7 protein-coding genes are annotated in these 11797 nt (G+C 60.0%); 5 read left to right on the top strand and 2 right to left on the bottom strand.

Features of this window, described 5'->3' with window-relative positions:
* Window positions 1-453: 453 nt before the first annotated feature.
* The 3 genes from NZK35_RS27340 to NZK35_RS27330 all read left to right on the top strand — a co-directional run bounded on the left by NZK35_RS27340 (window position 454) and on the right by NZK35_RS27330 (window position 5794).
* Window positions 454-1482, top strand: a complete 1029-nt coding sequence (locus tag NZK35_RS27340; protein WP_259635700.1) for a DUF4261 domain-containing protein — start codon at window positions 454-456, stop codon at window positions 1480-1482.
* Window positions 1483-1759: 277 nt separating this feature from the next.
* Window positions 1760-4099 carry a hypothetical protein gene (locus tag NZK35_RS27335; RefSeq protein WP_259635699.1) on the top strand — a complete coding sequence of 780 codons (2340 nt, stop codon included), beginning with the start codon at window positions 1760-1762 and terminating at the stop codon, window positions 4097-4099.
* 222 nt (window positions 4100-4321) lie between these two features.
* A complete protein-coding gene (locus NZK35_RS27330; RefSeq protein ID WP_259635698.1) occupies window positions 4322-5794 on the top strand; it encodes a hypothetical protein in 1473 nt (490 codons plus the stop codon).
* Window positions 5795-5859: 65 nt separating this feature from the next.
* Here NZK35_RS27330 and NZK35_RS27325 read toward each other — a convergent pair whose 3' ends face one another.
* Entirely contained in the window at window positions 5860-6378 is a 519-nt protein-coding gene (locus NZK35_RS27325; RefSeq protein WP_259635697.1) for a hypothetical protein, read from the bottom strand.
* 117 nt (window positions 6379-6495) lie between these two features.
* Here NZK35_RS27325 and NZK35_RS27320 point away from each other — a divergent pair, with 117 nt between their 5' ends.
* Together NZK35_RS27320 and NZK35_RS27315 are read left to right on the top strand one after the other, a co-directional pair.
* A complete protein-coding gene (locus NZK35_RS27320) occupies window positions 6496-8130 on the top strand; it encodes a 30S ribosomal protein S1 (protein WP_259635696.1) in 1635 nt (544 codons plus the stop codon).
* Between the two features lie 165 nt (window positions 8131-8295).
* Window positions 8296-10032, top strand: a complete 1737-nt coding sequence (locus NZK35_RS27315; RefSeq protein ID WP_259635695.1) for a proteasome accessory factor PafA2 family protein — start codon at window positions 8296-8298, stop codon at window positions 10030-10032.
* Window positions 10033-10047: 15 nt separating this feature from the next.
* Here the strand turns inward: NZK35_RS27315 and NZK35_RS27310 are convergent, their stop codons facing one another.
* Window positions 10048-11421, bottom strand: coding sequence for a Gfo/Idh/MocA family protein (locus NZK35_RS27310; RefSeq protein WP_259635694.1), 1374 nt, complete (start codon window positions 11419-11421; stop codon window positions 10048-10050).
* Window positions 11422-11797 lie beyond the last annotated feature (376 nt).

Genomic DNA, 11797 nt, shown 5'->3' with positions numbered 1-11797 from the left:
TCGCGCCAGCGTCCGGGCCTGGTCATTGGTGTTGACCGAGCGGTACTCGGCAGGCGGCCTCCGCCGCAGAAAATGCTTCACCGCGCTGCCGCGCGGGGTTGCAATGATTCGCCGATGGTCGCCTTGCCGCGCGACCGCAATTCCGCGAACCCATTGCAGATTACCCCGAGAGCGTATTTGCCCGAGAGCGTATTTGGCGGGCTGCCCCGATGCTCACGCAGCGTCTCACCTGTGATTGGATGGAAACCACTCACCGCCCGGTCGCCGACCTACATCCGGCCGCTGGGGTAGAATGGCTTCCGAATGCCCGCGAGACGTCTTTTTCTCGCACTGCTTGGCGATCGGCGATCCTTTGGACTCGTCGAATGCGGCTTGATGCGGTAAGAATCACCCCTCGGCGACCCACACTGTCGCCGTTTTTTCATTGTGGCAGAAGAGCGATTACAGGCGATCATGGCAAAGGGATTGTTCACTCAAGGGATGTGCGTGTTGCTGCGAAGCCCCGTCGGGTTGGCGGAGCTGCAGGACAAACTCTCGTCGTTTGACATGATTGGTGTCCAGGAATCGGCCATGGATGGTGCGTCGCCGGAAACGCTGGTGATGAGTTTTCGGCCCGAGGTCGGGGGCCACCTGTTGGTCACGCCCTCGACGGAAAAGTGGCCTGATCAGATGGGAGATCCGGACACCTCTCCCGACGTCTTCGTCGCCTGGTCCTTGGGTCAATTCGGTCCGCTCGCGTTCCCGGGTTGTTTGGAGCGGGCTGCGGAACAGTCGTGGGGCTGGGAAGATGGCGAAGACGTTCCCCAGCAGCACAACTCGCACATTCGTCTGCTGATCAGCTACGTCTTGGGTGCAGATGAATCGGAGTCGGAGGACGACGATTCTGAAGACGTGGTGCTGATTCCCGATGACTACGATCCGATCGAAGAGCTGCGATTCTTGACCAAGGCCGTTTCGGCGCTCTTGGAACTGCCCCAGGCGATTTGTTATTTCAATCCGGGCGGCGAAGTCCTGCGGGATCAAAATGGGCTGCGACAAGGACTCAACTACGCCTGGAACTACGAATTGCCGCCCCTGGACATGTGGACCAACGTGCGACTGTTTCGCGTCGATGAATCCTGGGCGTTGATGGACACCGTCGGCATGGGGCAGTTGGACATGCCCGACATGGAAGCCGTCTACGACACCGATCGCTATGAACCGGCCGAAGTCGAAAGGTTCTTACGCAACGCGTCGCTGTATCTGATGAGCACCGATGAGGAATTCGAAGACGGTGATGTCGCTGACGGGCCCGGCGACCTCAGCTGGAACGCCATCGAATGCGAAGAAAGTCTTTCCGATCCGCCGCGAGAAACGATTCGCTGGTTCCCCGACGACGGCTCCGATCCACCCGAAGCGCTAATGCGGCGATCCGGTGACGATGACGACGATCCGTATGACGAGGAGCCGGAAGACCTCGATGACGAGGCGTTTGAGCTCTAGACCAATACCGCGACGTTGACGAAGTCTTGCCCAGAACGGGGTCCGTAGGCTGGCGCCAAACGGCTTGACATCAGCCGGTTCGCGCCTGCGCGAGCGGCCTTCCCGTCGAGCGTCACTTCGCGGTGTTGAGCTTTAGGCCAGATCCGAGTGGGTGAAACTTTCGGTTTGCGCGATGATTTGGCTCCCAGAATCGCAAACCAATCTTGGGCTCTACCGCGCCAGATTGCTAGACTCGGCGATCCACTTCGCCTAGTCGTCTTGCTATCAAAGCCCCGCGATGACGCTGTCGGGCCAATGCCCAGCCTGCCGTACGACGCTCGCTTTCACCGAAGCGTCGCTCGTCGCTGCGCCTCCCGATGCGAATGCGTTTTCTCTCGATGAAGCTGCACTGCCGCAAGGAACACCGACCCTGCGTTGTCAGTGCGACGCGACGTTGATCGCAACGGACCTGTCGGCAGTCACCGAGATTCCGACCGAGTGTGCCGAGTGTGGTAGCAAATACGTCGTCGATCGATCGGGCGCCGGCGTGGAATTGCCGTGCCGTTGCGGGGCGGTTGTCAAAGTCCCCACGGCAATCCTCACGAAAGTCTCGGTGGGACAAAGCGACAGCTCAGCTTCGCCCGAACCATCAGAGATTGATGCCGATCCACGGGTCGACGAGGCCCCCAAAAACACCGTCTCGCTGCCGATCGTGGCGTTTCCCGATCTGTATCAGCTGCGGGTCCCGGCGATCGATGCGTGCGATTCGATGGACGCGGAAGCCGATTCAATTCCAGAATCCAGCGACGCAAGTGCCGTCGAATTGCCGATCGTGGCGTTTCCCGATCTGTATCAGCTGCGGGTCCCGGCGATCGACGCGTCCGACACGATGGACGTGGAAGCCGATTCAATTCCAGAATCCAGCGACGCAAGTGCCGTCGAATTGCCGATCGTGGCGTTTCCCGATCTGTATCAGCTGCGGGTCCCGGTATTCGACGCGTCCGATTCGATGGACGCGGAAGCCGATTCAATTCCGGAATCCAGCGACGCAAGTGCCGTCGAACTGCCGATCGTCGCGTTTCCCGATCTGTATCAGCTGCGGGTCCCGGTATTCGACGCGTCCGATTCGATGGACGCGGAAGCCGATTCAATTCCGGAATCCAGCGACGCAAGTGCCGTCGAATTGCCGATCGTCGCGTTTCCCGATCTGTATCAGCTGCGGGTCCCGGTATTCGATGCGTCCGATTCGATGGACGCGGAAGCCGATTCAATTCCGGAATCCAACGACGCAAGTGCCGTCGAATTGCCGATCGTGGCGTTTCCCGATCTGTATCAGCTGCGGGTCCCGGTATTCGACGCGTCCGATTCGATGGACGCGGAAGCCGATTCAATTCTGGAATCCAGCGACGCAAGTGCCGTCGAATTGCCGATCGTGGCGTTTCCCGATCTGTATCAGCTGCCGGTTTCCGAAGCCAGCCAAGGGTCGGTCCTTCCGCCGCCAGCCGACGCATCCGAGACGCATCCGTCTGATGAGACGCCGCAACGGCAAGAACCGTTGGAAGACTCGACAGCAGGGGCGGCGGTTGATTTGGCCGTGGTTTCGTGCCCCGGATGCAAGCGGGAATATTCAATCACGCGAACGGACATGGGGCAGACGGCGGAGTGTCATTGTGGATTCGTGTTCGTGATGCAGGAGAACGTCGATGCGTTGGATTCGGCCTTTTGCACCGACCTGATGCCGTTCCAGCCGTTGGCGATCGATCGGACGGGAACCCGCGTGGTGCCCGGTAACGTCAGCAAGGAGAACGACACCGAGGAGCGGGCTCGCGGACGCAAGCCTCAAACGGCTCCAGCTCGTTCGGTCCCACTCGACAGCCGGGACCGCCGATCCCGCTTCGCCGCAAATTTCGTCATGGTGGCGGCGGGATTCCTGTTGATGGCGACTGCGATCGGGTTCGTCTACCGCGATCGCTTGGGGATCCGATTGCTTGCATCCAACGGGATCACCAAGCCCGTCAAACGCGGCGGCCCGATGCCGATCCCCCCCGCCGACCCAACGGACTCCGCACCGCCCCAAGCGACCGGGGACAGACCCCAAGCGACCGGGGACAGACCCCTTGCGACCGGGGACAGACCCCAAGCGACCGGGGACAGGGCAGCAGAGGACAGGTCAGGTGGCGGCGTACCGGATGCCGTGCCGCAGCCGGTGAACGTCACCGAACGGATGCGTCAACCCCACTCGGAACTCTCCGAGTTCCTGCGATCGGTCTATTTGCAAGCACGGCACCTCGATGCGGACAAGACGCTCGGCAAAGAGGCATTGTTCCACTTCAGTGAAACGGTGAACCAATTGGACGCGACAGGTGTTCAGTTCTCCGTCGCGGACCTGTTCTGGCTGGCGGAGACCTGGGAAGGGTTTGGCAAACGCGCCGCCACCGACGACCTCGAATCGAAGTGTTATTGGCAGGCCGCGGGAGCGTTCGCGCTTGCCCAGACACTCGAGACGATCGATCCGCAGCATCGATTGATTGCCGACCGGCGAAAGCGCGAGTTGTCTGAAGAATCCCGTCGTGTGCTACGGTTGGCGTCCAAGCCAAACGACGCGTCGACACCGGCGAGTGGGTCTCGCGGTCGGTAGGGGTGGGAACCAAGATCTGCAGACTGCCGCGGCGATGCGACGCGACAAGCGTCTGTCTCACAGAGACAGTCGTCGGCGTTTTCTGCTCGGATGGCTTGTGAATGCCGTCGGCGAAAAATCCCTTCTCGATGAGCTGCTCGGGCGAGAAATCGTTGCCGAACGCCGGCGGCTTCGTGGTATAAAAGGGACTCCCCCAACCTCCTCTTCTGTCATTTTCCTGCGATGCCGATTTCCGATCCCGCGGACTTGAATGCTTTGTACCAAGAGTGGCTGGAAATTCCGGCCGAACGATTGCCCCCGAATCACTATGCCCTGTTGGGTCTGACCGACTTTGAGTCCGACGAAGCGTTGATCGAATCGGCGGCGAAATCGCGGAGCGCCTATCTGCATCAAATCGCGGCCGGTCCGCGGCGCAAGATCGTTCAGGAGATGCTGGGGCAGGTCGCGATTGCCCGGCGAACGCTGCTGAGCGCTGATTCGCGATCGGCGTATGACGAAGCCCTGCGATCCAGTGCCGCTGCGGATGCCCAACACGGGGCTTCAGCGCAGTTCGCCACCGAATCGGCTGTTACGTCCGCATCGGAAACGTCGCAGGAGCAGCAAGCGTCGGTGTCGCGGCGACGGAAAAAGCCGAGCGATTGGAAATACCACGGAATCAGTGCGGCGGTCTTGTTCACGATTGTGGCAATCGTTTTTTGGGTCAATCGAAACCCCGGCGGCAGACGTGCGGCAGAAGCGCGTCCGTCGCAGCATGAGTCGCCGGTCCGCGAATCCTCGCTGATGACCGCCGTGTCGGACGACGTCGCTGATCAAGACGACGAGTCGGGTTCCGGCGGGCCAGAAGGCACGGCAAGGCGGACGAGAAAGGCGAGCCGGCAGGCACCGCGGTCTGGCATGTCGGTCCCCAGGAGCCGATCTCCCATCGCGAAACGGCGAGAGACGGGAAGCGGGCTCGGCGCCGGTCTGGGCAACGAATTCAGCGAGGTGCTTTCCGATATTGCGAACCAACCGACCGAATCTGTCACGCCATCGGACGCGACACGGCGGAGCCCCACAGAATTTCAGCCGCTGGGCGGACTGTCGATCGGTCCAGGAAAACAACTCACCGAGTCATCGGAGGCGATCAAGTCACTTGACGGGCTCAGCAACGTCGACGCGTTCCCGGCACAACTGGCCGATCGATTCGAATCGAACCAGGGGTTTGACTGGTTCGAAACGACCGGCAAAGAGCTGCGTCCGACCACGATCAAGGTTGGTCAGTTCTACCGATTGTCCGACAGGCAATTTAAGCTGGCCGCGGGGGCGGCGATGTCGCTGACATCCTCGGTGTCGGCGGGCATGCCCGGAGGCACACAGGTCGGTTTCGAAGTGGACGGGATTCAAATCGGTCTGCGATCGTTCAAGCAAGGCGTCGAAGTGTTCGCCCGCGACCGTGGCGAAGAGTCTCGTCTCGATCCGGTAAACAAGATCACGACCAACGGCGAGACCTCAACACTGTCGATTTATCGCGATGTCGAGCAGCCCGAGACGTTGCAATGGTTTGTCGAATCGGGCGACAAGATTCAAGCGGGCACGATCGGCGTGACGGCGTTGGGCCAGTCGCCTGGGGTCGGCATTTTTTTGTCGGTCTCCAAGCCGGCTGCGAAACGCCCGCTGTGGTTGAGCGAATTTAAAACTCGCTCGGGCCAGCGCTAGTCGATCGTGGCAAGGCAAACCGCCGCGGAGTTCCGGTTTCCTTGTCGCGTCGCAACGCAGCGCATTCATTGCACCAAATACATCATCAGTGCTTGCCATTCGATCCACTGCGAGGCGACGCATTGGTCGACGTCATCGTCGGATCCGCCGGCGAGAGCTCGCTGGCACTGATCGACAAACTCGAAGGGATCGGCGTAATGGCCATCGGTCTCGGTGTTGATCTGATCGAACACACAATGCGAACCGACTCGGCGGAACCAGTATTTCGAATTGCCGAAATCGCCTTCACGCCGATGCATGATGCCGTGCAAGAAACTGCCTTCGGCGCTGCCGAGATCTTGGCTGATCGAATGGCTGCGGTGAATGTCGCCGGCGACGAGCCACAGTCCGCTCATCACTTCCATCTGGCGGGCGGCGGGGACATCGATCAAATGATCGCCGATTCCTCCGGACAAGAGCGTCAACAGAGGTTTCTGAAGCGCACCGTCCCCGAGTGGGGGCAGCGGTGCGGCCTGGATCGCGGACTCAAGTTCGGTTGAGAAGGACTGGGTTAGCGATTGAGCAAAATCGGTAAATTCGGGCATCTGGCGTTGTTCTCCATCAGAAGTGGACAAACCTGGGGTGAAGACTACCGACAATGTTTTCGGGGTGCTAGACTGCCGGATCGACCCCATTCACTTTTCCCCACGTCGATTGTTTCGATGAGCAACGAACCACAGCCTGTGACGGACGATCCTGCCACCGACATTGCCCCCACGCCGGCCGAACCGGCGGCGCCACCTGCGGCCCCAGCTGAATCGGCTGCCGACGCGAGTGCGCCCGCCGAAGACAATGCGCCCGCCGAAGCCAATGCAGCCGCCGAAGCTGGCCAGACGGCTCAAGCCGCTCGCGGCGGTTCGGGCCCGCTTGCCGCCCGAGGCTTGGGGATCGCCAAACCGGCCTCTCCGAGCGTCTCCACCGAGCAACTCGAAGCAGTAGAAAAGAAAGCCGGCAAACCGAACAAGAAGAAAAAACCGCCTCGACCGCGGATCAAGGGTGAAAAAGAGACGCCCACCGCTGCGGCTCCGGCGGCCCAGAAACCGCAGCGTGTTGCCGTGCCCTCGTTGCGTGCGGGCCTGAGCGACGACCTGCAGGCGGAACTGGACGCAGAGCTGGCGGCCGCGGACATCGAATCGATGTTGAGCGGTTCGGCGGGCATGTCGGATCGCAAGGAAGCCTTGACCGAGGGCACGCGGATCTCGGGACAGGTGCTGAAAATTCACCAAGACAGCGTGTACATCGCGCTGGGCGGACCCGACGAGGGCGTGATTCCGTTTGAGCAATTCAAAGACGCTGAACCGGCGGTGGGCAGTTCCGTGGAAGTCATGGTGCGTGGATTCAACCGCGATGATGGCTTGTACATGTGTTCGTTGCCCGGATCGACAATTGACGTCGCTGACTGGAGCGATTTGGAAGAAGGCTCGGTCGTGGAAGCCGTCGTGACCGGTCACAATACCGGCGGGCTCGAATGCAAGGTCGGCGGGGTGCGTGGTTTCATGCCGATCAGCCAGATTGCCGAGTACCGGGTCGAAGACGCCAGCGAATTCGTCGACCAGAAATTCGTTTGTCTGGTGACCGAGGCCAATGAGCGCCGCGGCAACTTGGTGCTCAGCCGACGCGCGATCCTGGAACGCGAACGCGAACAAAAACGCGCCGAGCAACTGGCCGAAATTGAACCCGGCGACGTCATGGAAGGCGTTGTTCGCAGCGTCAAGGATTTTGGCGCCTTCGTTGATCTCGGTGCACTCGACGGGTTGATTCACGTCAGCAAGCTCAGCTGGGATCGAGTCAAGCATCCCAGCGAGGTGCTGGAAGTCGGTCAAAAAGTGAAGGTCAAACTGGATTCGGTCGACAAGGAAACCGGCAAGATCTCGCTCTCCTATCGAGACCTGTTGGAAAATCCTTGGGACACCGCCGAAGCGGAATTCGCGATCGGCAGCGTTCACAAGGGCACGGTTTCGCGGATCGCGTCGTTCGGCTGTTTCGTCCGCTTGGGTGCCGGGGTCGAAGGCTTGGTGCACGTGAGCGAGCTGGCCCACCATCGCGTTTCAAAAGTCGATGCATTTGTCAGCGAAGGACAGGAAGTCGATGTGAAGGTCCTGTCGTTTGACCGCGAGAGCCAAAAAATTGGACTGTCGATCAAAGCGGCACAGCAGATTGCCGAGGATTCGAAACCGAAACAAGATGAGGTCGAGGAACCCCAACGCGAAGTCGCCGTCAAACCCACTCACGACGGGCCACTCAAGGGCGGAAACAATCGCGACACCGGCGGCGAACGATTCGGCCTTCGCTGGTAATACGCAATACCGCTAGCCGAAGGATTGGTTGCGACAAACGACTGGAAGCTGCTCCCACGACCAGCGGGCGGATTCTCGTTCTCGCTGGGATCCCCAATCCGCTACAATCGAGCCGTGGCAATCGACGGGCAATTGCCCCTGTGTTACCTCGGCTGGGAGTGCTTGGTGAACTCATCCTCTTCTCGTCGGTGCGTCCCGGCGCGACGACTGGTGTCGCGATTGCTGGGCATGGAAACCGAGTACGCGACGCTGGTTGTGAACCAGCCGCATCTGACCACGGCGGGTCTGCCGAGTTCAACAGAAATCTACACACAGATCTGCGCGGCGATACGTCGCAATCAACCCACCGTCCCCGGTGTCTTTGATCGAGACCAGATGTTTCTGGCCAGCGGTGGCGCGGTGACGTTTGAAACGCATCCTTCCTTGCACGCTCTGCCTGGAGGCCTGATTGAAATCGCGACACCGGAAGTGACCAGCCCGGATGAATTGCTTGCTTGCCAATGTTCCATCGATGAACTGGTCGCCGGCGCAGCGGTCGAGGCGGCAGGGGAATGGGACGTGAGAATTTTGAAGAACAGCACCGACGCATTGGGTCACGTTTACGGTTGCCAAGAAAACTATGAAGCGGTGGTGGCCGGCGGGGTTTGGCTGTGGGTCTACCGCGTCTGCATCGCGCTGTTGTGGATGCTTCAATTGATCAGCGTGGTGATCTCGTTGCCGGTGCTTTTGTGCGCGTTTGCGTTCATCTTCTTGATCCAAATTCGACAGAAACCAACGCTCGCCGCTGACGTGACGTTGACCGGTCCGGATCCGTCAGCAGATGCATCATCGGCCGCCGTTCTGTTTGAAATGCTCCCGAGTTGGGCCAGGGCGATCTTCATGGGGTTGCTCCGCGGCATTCATTTTCCGACCGTGATCGTGTTGCGGTTTGTCGTCCGCCACGTTGCGTTTCGAAAGCATCGCAAGTACTTGACCGCCCTGCTGGTTTCCCGTGTCGCCCTGTGCGGCGCCGGGGATTTGGATGAAGACGGATGTTATCGGCTGAGTCCGAAAGCGATGGCCATCGATGTCGTTGCGGACATGGGCGGCTATCGCGGTGAACGGCCGATCTATGTTTTCGGCCATTGGCTGACACAGTTTTGCGAGCGATCGTTTTTGTCACTGGGTTCGACCAAGGCGATGTTCGCCCGGCGCCAGCGATTTCAAATCGGTTTGTCCGATTCCAATCTTTCCGAGTTGGCCGAGTACGTCAAATTTGGTTCGGTCTCGCTAGTGTTGGACATGATTGAATCCGGCGCGACGAGCGAGTTTGTCACCGTGCCGCGCCCGATCGCCGCCTTGCATGACATCGCCTCGGACTGGAACCTCGTCCGTCGCGTGATGACCTGCCGCGGTCGGCTGAGTGCGTTGGAGATCCAACGTCGATATTTAAAAGCCGCCAAACGGTTTGTCGCCGAGACACCGAGTTGCAATCGAGGCGAAGCCACATTGGTCATCGAGCGATGGTCGGATCTGGTCAACGTCGTTTCCGCATTTCGACGTGACTCGCGGAACGTGACACCCGCGCTGGGCAGAGTGGATTGGTTGAGCAAGCGTTGGATGATTGATCAACTGGGGCAAGATGCTCAGTGGCTGGAGCGAAAGAAGACGGACCTGCGGTATCACGAATTATCGCCGGACGGCTATTTTCAGAAACTTGCCGCGACCAATCCGTCGCTGGCGTTGATCGCGTTGGAACGCATCGAGCGTCGACGCCGCTCGCCGCCGGCAGATTCACCGGCGGCCAAACGCGGCTGGTTGATTCGCGAATTTGCCGACAGCGGTGACACCGTCACCGCCGAGTGGAGCTACGCGATGCTGCGTGCAGGCAGCGAATCCAAGCGAATCGATTTCAACGCCTGACGTCTTCGGCTGCGATCAGCCGACGGTCGAGAAATCTCGCGACTTGCGGCCGAGCAGTTTATTGGCGTCATCGTCGCCGACGAACACTTCCTGCTTAGGATCCCAAGTCAGTTCGCGACCGGTCATCAAGGCAATGTTGCACAAGTGGCACGAGGTCATCGTGCGATGATGGGACCAGACGTCCGAAATCGGCTTGCCACGATCGCCGATGCACTCAAAGAAATTGCCCATGTGACTGCCGGGCTTTTTGCCGTTGCACAACTCGACGATGTACTCGTTCAGCTCTGACTTGTCGCTGTCGGTCAAACTGTCGACCGGTGCCCCCTGCAGTTTTCCGCGGTTGACAAAGATCCGTCCCTTGTCGCCTTCGAACAAGATCCCGTTGGGGAAATCAACGTTGTCTGCTTCCCGTTTGTAGTGGTCGTTCACGCTGATCAACGAACCGTTGTCGTACGTCAGATCGATGCTGAATTTGGTAGCGGTGTTGAACGCGTTCGGCAACGAGATGTCGCCATCCAGGAAAGCGGCCCAATCCAAATCGCTGGGAACCGATTTGGGGAACTGACCGGTTCCCTTGATTCGAGTCGGACCGTCTTCGCCCGGCGCCAGTGCCCACTGCGCGATGTCGATGTGATGGGCACCCCAGTCGGTCATCTTGCCGCCGGAGTATTCGAAGTACCAGCGGAACATCCGCCGCCGCTCTTCGCAGTACTCCGCGTCCGGTGCCGGCCCGACCCACAGGTTCCAATCCAGATCGTCGGGCGCGTCGGTGGTTTCGAACGGGCCGTCCCCCGGTGCACCGCCGATGGCGACGTAGGCGTTGACGTTCTCGCCGAGCCGTCCGGTGTGGACCATGGCGATCGCCATCAAGAACAAATTTTTGCTGCTACGTTGTTGCGTGCCGACTTGAAAAACGCGACCGGTTTCTTCAACGACCGCGCGAATCTGCTTGCCTTCGTCGATCGTCAAGGTGAGCGGTTTTTCGCAGTACACATCGGCGCCACTGCGCAGTGCCGCGATGGCGATCGGCACGTGCCAATGGTCCGGGGTGCCGATCGTGACGACTTGGGGCTTTTCCTTTTCCAGCATCTCGCGATAGTCGCGGTACTTGGCCAGTTTGCCACCGAACGCCTGATTGAATTCTTCGGTGTGGCGATCATCGACGTCACAGACCGCGATCATCTCGGCAAATTTCGCCGCCTCGCGGGCGATCTGGCCGCCGCGATTGTAACGTCCCCGCGACCCGCCGACGCCGATCGATGCCAATCGAAGTTTGGGGAGTGTGTCTTGCGCGATCACCGGCGCTTCGAAAGGCAAGCCGGAGACCGTTGCGGCAGCGGCCGACCCGGCGGCTGCGGTTTTGATGAACTGACGACGAGTCGTTGACATGTCAGAAATCCGTAGGGAAGAAGGAGGGCAGTGGTAGGGAATTGGATCAGAAGCCCAATAGAATAGTCGATCCGCAAGCCGCCCGGGGCGGCGGAGGCTGGCAGGATGTTCCTCAATCCGAGCGAGAATGTTAGCCCAATGCCACTTACTTTGACGCCAAGCGGGGTGTTTTTTTGTTAGCGGCAGGGCGCGAGCCCTCCGGTCTTTCACGGTGCAACCGGACGGCTCGCGCCGTTCCGCTAATACCTTCGATTGATTGTTAGCGGCAGGGCGCGAGCCCTCCGGTCTTTCACGGTGCGACCGGACGGCTCGCGCCGTTCCGCTAATACCTTCGATTGATTGTTAGCGGCAGGGCGCGAGCCCTCCGGTTTTCCGT

Origin of the sequence: Stieleria sedimenti (genome assembly GCF_025060895.1) — a bacterium.
GTDB classification, from domain to species: Bacteria; Planctomycetota; Planctomycetia; order Pirellulales; family Pirellulaceae; genus Stieleria; species Stieleria sedimenti.
This window is presented reverse-complemented; position numbering and strand designations above follow the sequence as displayed.

Coding starts and splice junctions, on each gene's coding strand:
- NZK35_RS27325 (WP_259635697.1), bottom strand. CDS start 6,378: ATGCCCGAATTTACCGATTTTGCTCAATCGCTAACCCAGTCCTTCTCA.
- NZK35_RS27310 (WP_259635694.1), bottom strand. CDS start 11,421: ATGTCAACGACTCGTCGTCAGTTCATCAAAACCGCAGCCGCCGGGTCG.
- NZK35_RS27320 (WP_259635696.1), top strand. CDS start 6,496: ATGAGCAACGAACCACAGCCTGTGACGGACGATCCTGCCACCGACATT.
- NZK35_RS27335 (WP_259635699.1), top strand. CDS start 1,760: ATGACGCTGTCGGGCCAATGCCCAGCCTGCCGTACGACGCTCGCTTTC.
- NZK35_RS27330 (WP_259635698.1), top strand. CDS start 4,322: ATGCCGATTTCCGATCCCGCGGACTTGAATGCTTTGTACCAAGAGTGG.
- NZK35_RS27340 (WP_259635700.1), top strand. CDS start 454: ATGGCAAAGGGATTGTTCACTCAAGGGATGTGCGTGTTGCTGCGAAGC.